The organism is Candidatus Ulvibacter alkanivorans (genome assembly GCF_003333325.1).
GTDB classification, from domain to species: domain Bacteria; phylum Bacteroidota; class Bacteroidia; order Flavobacteriales; family Flavobacteriaceae; genus Ulvibacter_A; species Ulvibacter_A alkanivorans.
In genome coordinates, this window is record NZ_QOLC01000031.1 from 1 (window position 1) to 13663 (window position 13663).

The 13663-nt window shown below is 39.7% G+C and carries 17 protein-coding genes; 6 read left to right on the top strand and 11 right to left on the bottom strand.

Annotated features, from left to right (window positions below; all coding sequences use genetic code 11):
- The first annotated feature begins 42 nt into the window (after positions 1-42).
- Complete coding sequence (locus DWA30_RS01780; RefSeq protein ID WP_114490843.1) at positions 43-429, top strand: START-like domain-containing protein; 387 nt, start codon at positions 43-45, stop codon at positions 427-429.
- Between the two features lie 57 nt (positions 430-486).
- On the top strand, positions 487-1332 hold the full coding sequence (locus tag DWA30_RS01785; protein ID WP_114490818.1) for an aminotransferase class IV: 846 nt from the start codon (positions 487-489) through the stop codon (positions 1330-1332).
- Here DWA30_RS01785 and DWA30_RS01790 read toward each other — a convergent pair.
- From DWA30_RS01790 to DWA30_RS01810, 5 genes are all read right to left on the bottom strand, one after another.
- A complete protein-coding gene (locus DWA30_RS01790; RefSeq protein WP_114490819.1) occupies positions 1329-1889 on the bottom strand; it encodes a YqgE/AlgH family protein in 561 nt (186 codons plus the stop codon). The two genes, DWA30_RS01785 and DWA30_RS01790, sit on opposite strands and share 4 nt — an antisense overlap.
- Positions 1890-2024: 135 nt before the next feature.
- Positions 2025-2297, bottom strand: a complete 273-nt coding sequence (locus DWA30_RS01795; protein WP_114490844.1) for an HU family DNA-binding protein — start codon at positions 2295-2297, stop codon at positions 2025-2027.
- Positions 2298-2482: 185 nt separating this feature from the next.
- Positions 2483-3430, bottom strand: coding sequence for a methionyl-tRNA formyltransferase (fmt, locus tag DWA30_RS01800; RefSeq protein WP_114490820.1), 948 nt, complete (start codon positions 3428-3430; stop codon positions 2483-2485).
- Complete coding sequence (locus tag DWA30_RS01805) at positions 3430-5328, bottom strand: RecQ family ATP-dependent DNA helicase (RefSeq protein WP_114490821.1); 1899 nt, start codon at positions 5326-5328, stop codon at positions 3430-3432. The genes fmt and DWA30_RS01805 overlap by 1 nt, the downstream gene beginning before the upstream one ends.
- Positions 5325-5870, bottom strand: a complete 546-nt coding sequence (locus DWA30_RS01810) for an AAA family ATPase (protein WP_114490822.1) — start codon at positions 5868-5870, stop codon at positions 5325-5327. Before DWA30_RS01810 ends, DWA30_RS01805 begins: the two co-directional genes overlap by 4 nt.
- Positions 5871-5951: 81 nt before the next feature.
- On the opposite strand from DWA30_RS01810, the gene DWA30_RS01815 reads away from it, so the two are divergent.
- From DWA30_RS01815 to murA, 3 genes are all read left to right on the top strand, one after another.
- Positions 5952-6242: a DUF493 family protein gene (locus DWA30_RS01815; RefSeq protein ID WP_114490823.1), complete on the top strand. Its 291-nt coding sequence runs from the start codon at positions 5952-5954 to the stop codon at positions 6240-6242.
- 68 nt (positions 6243-6310) lie between these two features.
- Positions 6311-6949 carry a DUF4290 domain-containing protein gene (locus DWA30_RS01820; protein WP_114490824.1) on the top strand — a complete coding sequence of 213 codons (639 nt, stop codon included), beginning with the start codon at positions 6311-6313 and terminating at the stop codon, positions 6947-6949.
- Positions 6950-6966: 17 nt separating this feature from the next.
- Complete coding sequence (gene murA / locus DWA30_RS01825) at positions 6967-8277, top strand: UDP-N-acetylglucosamine 1-carboxyvinyltransferase (protein WP_114490825.1); 1311 nt, start codon at positions 6967-6969, stop codon at positions 8275-8277.
- Between the two features lie 31 nt (positions 8278-8308).
- Here the strand turns inward: murA and DWA30_RS01830 are convergent, their stop codons facing one another.
- The 6 genes from DWA30_RS01830 to DWA30_RS01855 form a co-directional block, all read right to left on the bottom strand.
- Entirely contained in the window at positions 8309-8896 is a 588-nt protein-coding gene (locus DWA30_RS01830; RefSeq protein ID WP_114490826.1) for a hypothetical protein, read from the bottom strand.
- A 104-nt stretch (positions 8897-9000) separates the two neighbouring features.
- Positions 9001-9222, bottom strand: a complete 222-nt coding sequence (locus DWA30_RS01835; RefSeq protein ID WP_114490845.1) for a (4Fe-4S)-binding protein — start codon at positions 9220-9222, stop codon at positions 9001-9003.
- Between the two features lie 106 nt (positions 9223-9328).
- Positions 9329-10639, bottom strand: a complete 1311-nt coding sequence (locus tag DWA30_RS01840; protein WP_114490827.1) for a cryptochrome/photolyase family protein — start codon at positions 10637-10639, stop codon at positions 9329-9331.
- Positions 10640-11335 carry an SDR family NAD(P)-dependent oxidoreductase gene (locus DWA30_RS01845; RefSeq protein ID WP_114490828.1) on the bottom strand — a complete coding sequence of 232 codons (696 nt, stop codon included), beginning with the start codon at positions 11333-11335 and terminating at the stop codon, positions 10640-10642.
- A 3-nt stretch (positions 11336-11338) separates the two neighbouring features.
- A complete protein-coding gene (locus DWA30_RS01850; RefSeq protein ID WP_114490829.1) occupies positions 11339-11800 on the bottom strand; it encodes an SRPBCC family protein in 462 nt (153 codons plus the stop codon).
- A 197-nt stretch (positions 11801-11997) separates the two neighbouring features.
- A complete protein-coding gene (locus DWA30_RS01855; RefSeq protein WP_114490830.1) occupies positions 11998-12660 on the bottom strand; it encodes an MIP/aquaporin family protein in 663 nt (220 codons plus the stop codon).
- 111 nt (positions 12661-12771) lie between these two features.
- Between DWA30_RS01855 and DWA30_RS01860 the strand changes: the two genes are divergently transcribed.
- The gene (locus DWA30_RS01860; protein WP_114490831.1) at positions 12772-13617 is read left to right on the top strand and encodes a DUF2911 domain-containing protein; all 846 of its coding nucleotides are present in this window, start codon (positions 12772-12774) and stop codon (positions 13615-13617) included.
- Positions 13618-13663 lie beyond the last annotated feature (46 nt).

The following is a 13663-nucleotide window of genomic DNA, read 5'->3' on the forward strand; positions in this document are numbered from 1 at the left end:
GTATAAGAGACAGAAATATTGGGCATGAACGAACAAACGATCATGGATGAAAAAATGAAATACGAGATGGAGTTTCCTATTCAGGTATCTCCCTCACTATTATACCAATACATCTCAACACCTTCGGGCATGTCTGAGTGGTATGCAGACAACGTAAATTCACGCGGTGAATTCTTCACCTTTATTTGGTCCGGAAGCGAAGAAAAAGCCAAATTACTTGGAAAGAAAAGTCCGGAACGAATTAAATTTCGTTGGGTTGAAGATGAAGACACCGACTATTATTTCGAATTGCGCATTCAGGTCGATGAAATCACCAAAGACGTTTCTCTTATGGTCACCGATTTCGCCGAAGAGGACGAAGTAGAAGAAGGAAAGATGCTTTGGGAAAACATGATCTCAGAACTAAAACAGATACTGGGTTCTACCTAAAAACCCTTATAAATATAATATCTTTGTGCCGCCGCTTGAAAAAGAGGCGGTTTTTTTATGGTAAATAGTAACGGACATTTAGTAGCAGAATCAGAAATTTCATTTCATCCAAACAACAGGGGGTTGGCCTATGGCGACGCGGTATTCGAAACCCTGCGCGTGTCGGCCGGTAAGATCTTTTTTTGGGAAGATCACTATTTTAGACTAATGGCTTCTATGCGTATACTTCGTATGGAGATCCCCATGAACTTTACAATGGAGTATTTGGAAGATGAGGTGCTTAAAACTACTTCGTCTGTTGGGACCGCTCAAGAGACCTACCGCGCAAAAATCTTAGTTTGGCGAGAGGCTGATGGAAAATACAAACCGGAGTCTAACGATATTTCATTCGTGATCACGGCCGAAACATTGCCGCATCCCTTTTATACGTTGCCTAATGTACCTTATGAGGTGGAGTTGTTTAAGGACCACTATGTAAATTCGGGTTTACTATCCACCTTAAAAACCAACAACAAGGTCTTGAATGTACTTGGTAGTATCTATGCGAAAGAGAATGATTATGCGAATTGCTTGTTGTTAAACGAGAAGAAACAAGTTGTAGAAGCACTTAACGGGAATATCTTTTTAGTAAAAGGATATACCATTAAAACGCCGCCATTGGAGGATGGTTGCTTAAATGGAATTCTTCGGAAACAGATCATAAAGATCTTAGGACAGCTGCCCGATTATATTCTTGATGAAACATCGGTCTCACCTTTTGAGCTTCAAAAAGCGGACGAACTGTTTATAACCAATGTAATTACCGGTATTCAACCGGTTTCTAAATATCGAAAAAAGGAATATGCTTCCGAAGTAGCCAAAGAACTTCTTGCTAAACTGAATGTAAAAGCTAGATTGGGCTAATTGAGCGTTGGGTTTTCGGGCGAATTGGACCAAATAAGGTAGTCACCACCAAATTCGATCATTTTTTCTTTCCAGAAGTTGTCGTTGGACTTCCCAATGATGTCATTTTTATATTTATTTGGAACTACAACCCAACTATGAACTTCCAATTCTTGCTCTAGTTGTTCGCTGTCCCAGCCCGAATATCCTAAAAAGAATCGAATTTGATCGCTGGTTAGTTTGTCTTCTTCCAGCAATTGTACGATGGCGTTAAAATCGCCACCCCAATAAATTCCGTTAGAGATCTCGATACTGTCGGGGATGATCTCCGGTATACGATGTATAAAATACAAGTTGTCTTGCTCTACCGGGCCTCCGTTATATACTTTTAATGTAGAATTGATCTCTGGAATAAAATCTTTAAGTGTGTATTCTAGTGGTTTGTTAAGGATAAATCCTACAGATCCATTTTCGTTGTATTCTGCCAACAGGACTACAGACCTATTGAAAGAAACATCTCCAATAATGGAGGGCTCTGCCACTAACAGAACTCCTTTTTCGGGTTTTAGTGTAGTCATTAAGTTGGTTTTAGTTAATTAAATCTAAGTTATTTTTTTTGAAAAAGCAAGATTAGCGTACGATCATCCATAAATATCCATGAATAAAAAAACCCTGTCGCAAGGACAGGGTCTAGAAAAAATGGTATTGGTTAATTAGTTTACACTGCTCTGTAAATCTGAACCAGCCTTAAATTTCACTACATTTTTTGCAGCGATTTTAATAGTTTTTCCTGTTTGTGGGTTTCTACCTTCTCTAGCCGCTCTTCTAGAAACTGACCAAGATCCGAAACCTACTAAAGATACTCTGTTTCCTTTTTTTAGTGATTTTTCAACATTCCCTAAAAAAGATTCTAATGCTTTTTTTGCAGCTGCTTTTGTGATTCCGGCATCTTCTGCCATTCCATCGATTAAATCTGATTTGTTCATAGTTTGCTTTTTAAATTTAAATTGTTGGTTAAACTTCAATTAATTGCTCTACAAATTTAAACGGATTATCGGTTCAAGCAAGGAATGACGGGGTAAATCCGCGTTATTGTTAATAACTTGGAAGGTTTGTTAATAAACCAACGCCCTTTTTTACCATTTTTAAGGAAATCAGTAGTAGTAAGGGTTTACAGAACTTTTGCATCGGGTTGTACCTCATACCCATTCAACAAGGACACAATATCCATTTTTCGCTTCCCCGGCAATTGCAACTCCTTAATATATACATAGCCATTAGGCACCGCCACTTTTAACTCTTTTTTCGTGGTTTCGATAGCTCCAACAGACAGTTCATGCGTTTCTTTTTTTACTTCGGAAGCGTAGATCTTAACCTTTAACCGTTCGTCTCCGTTCTGCAAATAGGTCCAAGCGACAGGATATGGTGAGAGCCCGCGAATAAATGCATCTATTACTTCTACATCTTGGTTCCAATCGATACGGGTATTTTCGGTCGTGAGTTTTGGCGCTTCTTTAAATTGCTCCGATTTGGGCTGTAGGGTAGTAGTGACTTCTCCGGATTCTATAGCCTTCACGGTCTTTAGCACCAAATCACTGCCTTCGTCCATTAACTTGTCATGAAGCGTACCTGCCGTTTCATTTGGAGCGACAGCCACTTCCGAAGCCATGATAATTGCACCGGTATCGATCTTTTCATCAATAAAGAATGTTGTTACCCCGGTCGTAGATTCCCTATTTATTACTGCCCAATTGATGGGCGCCGCGCCACGATAGTGAGGTAGGAGGGAGGCGTGTAGATTAAAAGTTCCGTATGCTGGTAATTGCCATACAACCTTTGGCAGCATTCTAAACGCAACCACGATCTGTAGATTGGCGTTCAGCGCTTTTAGTTGTTCTATAAACGCTTCGTCCTTTAAGTTCGTAGGCTGCAAAATTGGAAACTTTTGCGTCAAGGCATATTGTTTTACGGCCGAGGGTCGTAACTTTCGACCACGACCCGCAGGCCGGTCAGGAGCTGTAATAACACCAACTATGTTGCATTTGGCTTCCACCAAGGTCTTTAAAACACCAACCGCAAAATCTGGGGTGCCCATAAATACGATACGTAACTTCTTCATTATGTTTTGTAATACTGATTTCTATTATTGCGTTGTACTCTGCCATGGTCTATTAATAACCTGAGTACGTACAAGATCTTAGTTTCTGTAAAGGTACTTTTTTCTGCAAGCGATCTCGAGCTTAGCTCATTTTCTTCTAATAGGATCATTATTTTTTCTGAAATGAGTTGTGCTTCTTTTTTGGTTACTGTTGTTTCTTGAGACGCGCAAACCGAACATATTCCGCAAGGCTCTTCAACCTCTTCACCAAAATAAGATACAAGTTGTGCACTGCGACATTGTTGGTCGTTTTCTATATAACGTAGTACCGAAGCGACTTGCTGTTCTTTTTTCTTATTGAGCTGTTTTACTTCTTTAGCGATGACATTTATCGTCTTATCGTCCTCGCGTGGCACTAAAAAAGTTATAGAAGCATCGGTTAAGAATAAGGATAGGTCAACCAATTCATCGCGTTGCATGCGCTGTAATGCTTCAATAACCTTAGGTACATTTAAACCGGTTTTTTTTGCCACCAATTCTAAATTGATAGCTGTCGATGTTTCAAAAATGCCACCATACATTCGCAAGATCGTTTTACCCACCACAGAGATCGAGGCGTCACTTTTAAAGTAATCCAATAGTTTTTCCGAAGGGACCAAGAACTGTAGCGCTGTTCTTCTTCCAAATTCTTTCGATAATTGTATAATAGCAAGACGGTCTAAACTGTTTAATGCATTATAGGTAAGCATCGTGTTTAAATCGTACGTATTACAAAACTCGGTAAAATTAAAACTATGAGCGGTAAATTCGCCTTCGCCGTATGGGATCTGAAAATAATTATTCAGTTTTCTATAGACGAGTTTCAAGTCATCGGGTCCGGGAAGCGCTTCTATAAATTGTTTTTGAACTAACTTTTTATCGTATGAGTTATATAATAAGATGGCTGCCGCGGGTTGTCCGTCCCGGCCGGCACGACCGGCTTCTTGAAAATAGCCTTCCAAGCTCTCAGGCAATTGTATATGTATCACTAATCGAACATCGGCTTTGTCTATTCCCATTCCAAAGGCGTTGGTCGCCACCATAGTTTTTACGCTACCTCTCAGCCATTGCTCTAGCCTTTTTTTCTTTTCTTCTTTAGTTACGCCACCATGATAAAAGGTACTGGGAATGCCCAAATGAGTTAGATGATTGCTAGTTTCTACAGCTGTTTTTCTGCTTCGAACATAAACTATGGCCGAGCCTGTCTTGTTTTTAAGCAATTGTTCGACCCTGTAAAGTTTATCGTCTTCTTTATACACGCGATAGGCAATATTGGGACGCACAAAAGAATTCTGGATAACCTCAGGCAATTCTAATTGAAGTTCAGCAATCGTGTCGGTTAAGACTTCGGGAGTTGCTGTAGCTGTTAAGGCAATTATTGGAACTAACGGATGTAACTCTCTTAGCACCGTAATATTTTTATAGGCCGGTCTAAAATCGTTCCCCCATTGGGAGATACAATGTGCTTCATCTACGGCGATCAAGTTTACAGGCATTTCACGAATGGCGTTTTGCACCATTTCTTGTTGCAAACGTTCGGGCGACACGTATAGAAACTTATAATTTCCATAAATGGCATTATCTAACAAAGTGCGTAGTGTGTCTATTGAGATGCCTCCGGTAATAGAAAGTGCCTTTATACCGATATTCTTTAGTGCTTGCACCTGATCTTGCATTAATGCCACCAGTGGTGAGACTACGATACAAATTCCATCTTGTGCCATAGCAGGTACTTGAAAGCAAATCGATTTTCCTCCGCCGGTGGGTAGTAATGCCACTGTGTCCTTCCCATTGAGTATCGACTCTATGATCTCGGCTTGTTTTGGTCTAAAACCGGCATGGCCCCAATAGTGGTTTAAGATATGTAATGGCGATTTCAATCTGTGTGCTTCAGTTTTTCTAAGATATAGTTGGCGCGGTCTTCAATAGTTCCTATAGGCACTTCGCACACGTCATAGCCGTATGCACGATACGCTTTCCCAAGAAAATCGAAAATAAGTGTTGCTTGTTCAAAGGATTCATACCGCTCATTGTCGGAAGTATAGATTGATTCCCATGGAGGCAACAAGAACACATGGTCGTATGTAAATTGTTTACATGTATCTGAAAAAGAATCGGGGTAGGAAACAGCGATATAGTCCATATAGGCAGTAATATCGGGCAGTCCGCGGTCATAGAACACATGGTCCTTTGCATGTTCATCTGCCTTAAAGAATTGCGCTAATCGGCCTTCCATCAATTTTTCGCTAAACAGCACAGGTTCTTGTAAAAAAAGCTGATCAATCCCTTCCTTTTGGGCTGCAAGAATGACTTCTCTAGAAATTTCGTGAAGGCATGTATGTCCCAGATTCTCAAGATGACTAATAAGCGTGGTCTTACCAGATCCAGGTCCTCCAGTGATTACTATTCTTTTCGTTTTCAAGTATGATGCTTTTCTACAAATTACGTGAATATTTATTGATCTTGAAAGTGTATCTTTGCCTTACATTAAATACATTTTTGCATGTCGGATAAGAAAAAAACTGAAGAATTTTACAAACGGTTACACAGCCAGTTAGAAGAGGATACGCAATGGCCTTCGCCGTATTTATATAAATTTATAGTACCTGCCAGTAATGAAAAGATCGCCGAGATAGAGCGTATTTTCGACAATACCGGTGCCACAATTCAAACTAGGGATTCCTCCAAAGGGAATTATACTAGTGTTTCTATAAAAGTTACCATGGCCTCACCCGAAGCCGTTATAGAAAAATATCAAGAAGTTTCTAAGGTGGAAGGTGTTATTTCCCTTTAATTTTAGTATTTTGCATACCATATTTACTTCAGTAGAACAAACCCCTACTTTCCTTAAAAAAATTAATTTTGATTGACGCTATAGAATACAATACAGAACGCCCGCATTTAATTATACCGGAGTACGGTCGCCATATTCAAAAAATGGTAGATTATGCCGTTTCGCTCGAAGATCGTGACGAACGCAATAAAGTGGCGAAAAGCATCATTTCGGTGATGGGTAATTTAAATCCGCATCTACGCGATGTACCCGATTTTCAACATAAACTGTGGGATCAGTTATTTATCATATCCGACTTCAAATTGGACGTGGACTCTCCTTTCGATAAACCTTCCAGGGAAGAACTTACCGAACGCCCGGAAACCTTAAAATATCCACAAAATCATCCCAAATATCGTTTCTACGGAAACAATATAAAGCGCATGATCGATGTGGCGGTAAATTGGGAAGAAGGAGATAAAAAAGAAGGTCTTATTCTTACCATTGCCAACCATATGAAAAAGTGTTTCTTGAATTGGAACAAGGACACTGTTGAAGACGACGTGATATTCTCGCATTTGTATGAACTTTCCGAAGGGAAGATCAACCTTAAAAATAGTGATGAAGACCTTCGCGATGCGCAAAAGTTGATGAAGAATAAAAAACGCTTCAGCAATACCAACACCAAAAAGAACTACAAAAGCAACCGAGGCCGTAAGCGCTACTAAAACATTTACCATTATTTATGGGAACTTTTCAAATTGAAGGCGGACACAAGTTAAATGGTGAAATTCGCTCGCAAGGAGCTAAGAACGAAGCCTTACAAATTCTTTGTGCCGTATTATTATCTTCCGAAGAAATCGTAATTAATAACATTCCCGACATTCGGGATGTCAATAAATTAATTGGGATCTTAGAGAATCTAGGTGTAAAAACAACGAAACTTTCTAAAGGAAAATATTCGTTTAAGTCTGATGACTTTAATCTCGAATATTTAGAATCTGAACTATTTAAAAAAGAAGGTAGTTCCCTACGTGGTTCTATCATGATTGTTGGGCCGTTGTTGGCGCGCTTCGGAAAGGGATACATTCCTCGTCCCGGTGGCGATAAGATAGGTAGAAGACGATTAGACACACACTTTGAAGGATTTATAAAATTAGGTGCTAAATTTCGATATAATAAAGAAGAGCGTTTTTACGGTGTAGAAGCACCAAACGGACTTACGGGTACGTATATGTTACTGGACCAAGCATCGGTGACAGGAACAGCTAATATTGTAATGGCTGCAGTTTTAGCGAAAGGTACCACTACTATATACAATGCCGCTTGTGAGCCATACTTACAGCAACTTTGTAAGATGCTAAATGCTATGGGCGCCAAAATAAATGGCGTAGGCTCTAATTTACTTACCATAGAAGGTGTGAGCGAGTTGGGCGGATGTACGCATAGTATCTTGCCCGATATGATCGAAATTGGAAGCTGGATAGGATTGGCAGCCATGACCCGAAGCGAGATCACTATTAAAGATGTTAGCTGGGAAAACCTAGGATTGATCCCGGATACCTTTAGAAAATTAGGAATTACGCTGGAAAAACGCGGAGACGATATTTTTATCCCATCACAAGATAGTTACGAGATCCAAGGATATATCGATGGCTCAATACTAACTGTAGCCGATGCACCATGGCCCGGTTTTACGCCAGATCTTTTAAGCATCGTATTAGTCGTGTGTACACAAGCCAAAGGAAGCGTGCTCATTCATCAAAAAATGTTCGAGAGCAGATTGTTCTTTGTCGATAAACTTATCGATATGGGCGCCAAGATCATTTTATGTGACCCTCATCGCGCAACAGTAATTGGTCATAATTTTACTTCTAGTTTAAAGGCTACGACCATGGTATCTCCGGATATTAGAGCGGGAATCTCACTGCTTATAGCGGCCTTATCGGCAAAGGGTACAAGTACTATTCACAACATTGAACAAATAGATCGCGGTTACGAACGCATTGATGAACGTCTGCGTGCAATAGGAGCCAAGATCAAACGAATTGATTAAAAAAAAAGCCTCCAATGTTGGAGGCTTTTTTTTATGATTTCCGATTCTTGTTTATTTCGTCTTGTAGCTTTCTTCGCAACTGCTGTTGTTCTTCCAATTTCTTTTGTCTGTGTTTTTCAAACTCGATCTCAGTTTCTGCCAATTTCAATTGAGCGGCCTTGGTTACCGAATGACTGTTCTTAAATTTATAGATAAAGAAACCAAGCGCAACTAATAAAATACCGATGATAGACCACATTATCGTATTGTAAGTAGCTTTCTCTGTTAAAACACCAAATATTTCTATTCCGTTCTCCTTTTCCTTAGATCTCGCTAGATCTTCTTGGGTCGTCTTTAAATTATCTTCTAAGGTGGATATAGTGTTAGTTTGCGTATCGATCTCAGCTTGTGCTTCAGATATCTTAGCTTCCAACGCTGCTACCGAATCTAATATGTTTTGACGTAATTTATTAATTTGGTTACGATTAATAACCTTGTATTGTTCATAGTTATTCGATTCATCGATTACTTCGACAAATTGTTCTTCTAAGGTATTGGTTTTTGGTTGTACGGTTTCTTGTGCCAGGAGGGGACAGGCCAAGAATAGGATGGCTAAGAATGTAAAAATTTTCATCTTCATGATGTCAGAGTTAGGATTGTTGTGTGCTTTAACACCACAAGAGTATAAAAATTGTGTAAAAACACCCAATTTTATGGGGGAATTAGATTTTTTTTAACAGCTGCCTAATTGTCGTTATAACAATAATTAAGAGCTCCGGAAGGGCATTTTCGTACCTGGCAAATAATCTTTTTGGTATCAGCGCCTTCAAGATTGATCCATGGGATCACAGTAGTTCTAAAAACTTCGGAAAGACCTTTAGCACACGTTTCGGCATGAATGCATTTTTTGGGTTCGTAGGTAACGGTAATCTCACCATTGGTGAAATTGTTTTCATAGGTTTCCATAAGCATAAATTTGGGGGTTATGTAATCGCCTAGTAATCAAATATATCGATAAATATATGCAATTTATCGATACAAATAACAATTATTGTAGAAAATTCTTACAAAATTAATTATTAACGGCTTTTTTATAAGTGCTTAATGCACGTTCACGTGCTTCTTTATGATCGACCATTTTGTCCGGATAGGAATCGCTATCCAATTCATCGATCCAAGTGTGTAGATACTTCTTTTTCGGATCAAACTTTTCAATTTGAGTGGTTGGGTTAAAAATTCTAAAATACGGAGCAGCATCTACACCGCTTCCTGCTGCCCATTGCCAATTACCAACATTACTGGCTTGTTCGTAGTCCAACAGTTTCTCAGCAAAATACGCTTCTCCCCAACGCCAGTCGATCAATAAATGTTTGCATAAAAAACTTGCTACTACCATTCGCACCCGATTGTGCATATAACCGGTTTCATTTAATTGCCGCATTCCTGCATCCACCATTGGATAGCCCGTCATTCCATTTTTCCATTTTTCAAATTCAGCTTCATTGTTTCGCCATGACACCCTATCGTATTTTTTTCTGAAGGCATTGTTTACAGTTTCTGGAAAATGCCATAAGATCTGCATAAAGAATTCGCGCCATATCAGTTCTTCCCAAAAGGTATCATTCTTGGCTGTAATGGCTTTCTTCATCATTTTTCGTATGCTTACCGTTCCAAATCGTAAATGAGGTCCCAAACGTGATGTTCCTTGTTTGGCAGGAATGTCACGTGTCTCGTTATATGCGTCGAGAGTTGAGGGGGTTACGTCGTATTCAGGGATACTAATACTTGATTTGGTAAAGCCAATATCTGATAAGGATAAATTCGGAAGTCTTGAATGCGCCACCAAATTCTTCATATGTTGGGAAGTATAATAGATCTTTAGGTGCTCCTCGGCTTCAAACTTTGCTTTCCAAGTTTTCATATAGGGCGTATAGACCACATAAGGGTCACCATCATCTTTTACCACTTCGTCTTTCTCAAAGATGACTTGATCTTTATACGTATAGAATCCTATTTCTTTTTCTGAAAGGAATTCTTTTACGGTGGTATCTCGGTCGGTAGCATAGGGTTCGTAGTCGTGGTTGGTGATTACATTTTGAACGTTAAATTCTGAAACCACCGACTTAAAAACCTCCAATGGTTTCCCATGATACATAGCAATACTGCTTTCATGCTCTGCTTGTAATGTTTTACGCATCTTCTGAAGCGTCTCGTGTATAAAAGTAACACGGGCGTCATCTTTGGGTAATTCATCTAGGATCTCCGTATCAAAAATAAAGATGGGCAATACTGGATGCTGCCCTTGTAAGGCCTTATAAAATCCTACATTGTCGTCTAACCGAAGGTCCCTTCGAAACCAAAAAATGTTTACCGGTCCTTCCATTTACTGAATGTTTAGCGTGGAGAGTCCACCGTCTACTCCAATAACTTGACCAGTGATCCAACCACTGTTTTCTTGAAGCAAGTACACGGCCATAGAAGCAATATCGGAGGCTTCTCCAACTCTTTGTAATGGATGTCGTGCTGCCATTTTTTCTTTTTTTGAATCGTTCGATAATAGTTTTGAAGCCAATGGAGTATCGGTTAAGGAAGGAGCTATAACATTGACTCTAAAATTTGGGGCATACTCGGCAGCAAGCGCTTTTGCAAAGCCTTCCAAGGCTCCTTTCGCAGCAGCAACACTTGTGTGAAAAGGCATGCCCATCTTGACGGCAACCGTGCTAAAGAAAACTAGACTAGCTTGATCGGCGGCCTTTAATTTTGGGAGTAACCCATGAACTGTTTTTACTAACGCCATAAAGTTTAGTTCCATGTCATCGCGAAATGTTTTCATGTTCATCATCTTGAACGGTTTTAAATTAATACTCCCCGGACAGTAAACGAGTCCGTGAATTTTTTCTGGCAGCTCCAGACCACTAATGTCGTCCTCTAAGGCATTAAAAGATAGGTAAGTGGCTTCTTCAGGAATATTTTCATTGCTTCTAGCCGCAATATAGACTTGATGGGTGTTCGTTAATTTAGTGGCGATCTCATTACCAATTCCATAGGAACCACCAATGAGCAGAATGTTCTTTTTCATAGATTATATTTTTCCGAAGAGATCCTCCAACTTCTTCTTCCGGTAGTTAAAAATTTCGTCCAATTTCGGTTTTACCAAGAACGGATGTACCATTCTACCGAGGAAACCAAAAGGAAGCTTATAGTGAATTAGGTCTTCCATTTCAACACCACCCTCAATTTCTTTAATAAAATGTTTGTGATGCCATAACGCATAGGGCCCAAATCGCTGCTCATCGACGAAATAAGCACCTTCGTTAACGTGAGTGATCTCTGTAACCCATTTCGTCTTTATGTTAAAGGCAGGAGTTACGATATATTCTATAATTTGCCCTGCATACATAGCGCGATCTGCACCCGATCGAATATGAAAACCCATATAATCTGGCGTGATCGTCTTTAAATTTTTGGGATCAGAAAGGAATGCCCATGCCTCTTGTTTAGAGATGGGTAATCGTTGTGTGGCGTGTAAGGAATAAATCTTCATTAGCAGTATCTCGTATGTTAGCGTCTTTTAGCAATAGTAAGTCGCTTGTTCATACGAGCTAACCTATACAGGTCGTAGCCAATGTTTTTTTTAGATTTTTTAAATCCTAATATTTTTTTCAATAGCGCAAACATCTTCTAACTTTTTGAGTAAAGTTAAAACTGTTTTATCTATTAAAGAAACACTTAAACAAAACATTAACACTCCTCATCACAACATTGTTCGTCTTTCACCAGTCGGCAGCTCATCACTGCGAGCAGCATTCCAACGATAGGAGCTAGAATATAGAGCCACAGGTCTTGAAGTTGCCATGAGAGTAGTGCAGGAGCTATAGAGCGCGCCGGATTCATGGAAGCGCCTGTAATGGGACCGGCGAATAACGCTTCGAGCAAGACAACACCACCAATAGCGATTCCGGCGATTACACCAATTTCTTTAGAACCAGTCGAGACGTTAATGATGACTAACATTAGGAAAAAAGATAGGATGATCTCAAAGACAAACACACGAAATACATCGATGCCAGGCAGCGTGGCTCCCAGGGTTTCACTATCGGGAAATAAAAATAAGATCAATCCGCTAGCGATCACTGCGCCAAAGATTTGAGCCACGACATATTTGGGAACGTCCTTCCAAGGAAATTTTTTTGCATAGGCAAAAGCAATTGTGACTGCCGGATTAATATGAGCACCGCTAATATCACCAAATGCGTAGATCATTGCCATCACGATAAGCCCAAAGGTGACGGCCACCCCGGGATGTGTGACGACACCATTTGTAAATTCATTAATTACGATAGCTCCCGTACCACAAAATACGAGTGCAAAGGTGCCGATGGCTTCAGAAATATAGCGTTTCATAGTGCAAAAATAGCATTGTTTTTCTAACCTATTTTAAGGTTTTGTTAACTATTTAAAAATTACTGCTTTGTACCTTCGTAACAATCGAAATAATTCATTAAAACCAAACCCATGAAAAAAATTTTCCTTTTCGTATTTGCTGCGGCTTTATCAGTTAGTTTACAAGCACAAATACAAACACCAGCCCCTAGTCCTTCACAGAAGATCGAACAGAAAGTAGGTCTTACTGATGTTACACTAGAATATTCCCGACCAGCCATGCGAGGAAGAACCATCTTTGGTGGTTTGGTACCTTACGACAAAATGTGGCGAACTGGTGCAAATGCCAACACAAAAATTACATTTAGTGATCCTGTAGAGGTAGGCGGTACAAAATTAGCTGCCGGCTCGTATGCGATCTATACCAAACCAGGTAAAACCAATTGGGATGTATACTTCTATAGCGATGCTAATAACTGGGGTACCCCACAAGAATGGGATGATAGTAAAGTAGCTGCCAAGGTAACAGTACCTTCCTACCCAATGCCAATGGATATCGAATCTTTTACAATGTCGTTTGATGATGTCACTAACGACACTGCCAATCTAGGGATACTTTGGGAAAAATCGTATGTTGGAGTTCCTATCAAATTCAATACCGATGAGATGGTGTCTGCAAGTATTAACCAAGTAATGAATGGACCAAGCGCCAACGATTACTATGCAGCAGCAGTTTATTATTTAGAAGCAGGAAAAGATATTAATAAGGCGAAATCTTGGATAGATACTGCAATCGAATTACGCGAACAACCTGCATTTTGGTACCACAGACAACAATCGTTGATCTATGCTAAAGCAGGTGATAAAAAAGGTGCTGTACAAGCAGCGCAGAAGTCTTTAGAGCTTGCAAAAGCAGCCGGAAACGACGACTATATTGCCTTAAATAAAAAGTCTTTAAAAGAATGGGGAGCAATGTAAGTATTGTTGTTTTTACTTAACTCTAACGCCTCATATTTATTGAGGC

What these genes read in the sequence shown, in the direction of transcription:
- DWA30_RS01840 (WP_114490827.1), bottom strand. Translation starts at nt 10,639, where the DNA reads ATGGAAGGACCGGTAAACATTTTTTGGTTTCGAAGGGACCTTCGGTTA.
- DWA30_RS01790 (WP_114490819.1), bottom strand. Translation starts at nt 1,889, where the DNA reads ATGACTACACTAAAACCCGAAAAAGGAGTTCTGTTAGTGGCAGAGCCC.
- DWA30_RS01815 (WP_114490823.1), top strand. Translation starts at nt 5,952, where the DNA reads ATGTCGGATAAGAAAAAAACTGAAGAATTTTACAAACGGTTACACAGC.
- fmt (WP_114490820.1), bottom strand. Translation starts at nt 3,430, where the DNA reads ATGAAGAAGTTACGTATCGTATTTATGGGCACCCCAGATTTTGCGGTT.
- DWA30_RS01860 (WP_114490831.1), top strand. Translation starts at nt 12,772, where the DNA reads ATGAAAAAAATTTTCCTTTTCGTATTTGCTGCGGCTTTATCAGTTAGT.
- DWA30_RS01780 (WP_114490843.1), top strand. Translation starts at nt 43, where the DNA reads ATGGATGAAAAAATGAAATACGAGATGGAGTTTCCTATTCAGGTATCT.
- DWA30_RS01830 (WP_114490826.1), bottom strand. Translation starts at nt 8,896, where the DNA reads ATGAAGATGAAAATTTTTACATTCTTAGCCATCCTATTCTTGGCCTGT.
- DWA30_RS01835 (WP_114490845.1), bottom strand. Translation starts at nt 9,222, where the DNA reads ATGGAAACCTATGAAAACAATTTCACCAATGGTGAGATTACCGTTACC.
- murA (WP_114490825.1), top strand. Translation starts at nt 6,967, where the DNA reads ATGGGAACTTTTCAAATTGAAGGCGGACACAAGTTAAATGGTGAAATT.
- DWA30_RS01785 (WP_114490818.1), top strand. Translation starts at nt 487, where the DNA reads ATGGTAAATAGTAACGGACATTTAGTAGCAGAATCAGAAATTTCATTT.
- DWA30_RS01795 (WP_114490844.1), bottom strand. Translation starts at nt 2,297, where the DNA reads ATGAACAAATCAGATTTAATCGATGGAATGGCAGAAGATGCCGGAATC.
- DWA30_RS01855 (WP_114490830.1), bottom strand. Translation starts at nt 12,660, where the DNA reads ATGAAACGCTATATTTCTGAAGCCATCGGCACCTTTGCACTCGTATTT.
- DWA30_RS01850 (WP_114490829.1), bottom strand. Translation starts at nt 11,800, where the DNA reads ATGAAGATTTATTCCTTACACGCCACACAACGATTACCCATCTCTAAA.
- DWA30_RS01845 (WP_114490828.1), bottom strand. Translation starts at nt 11,335, where the DNA reads ATGAAAAAGAACATTCTGCTCATTGGTGGTTCCTATGGAATTGGTAAT.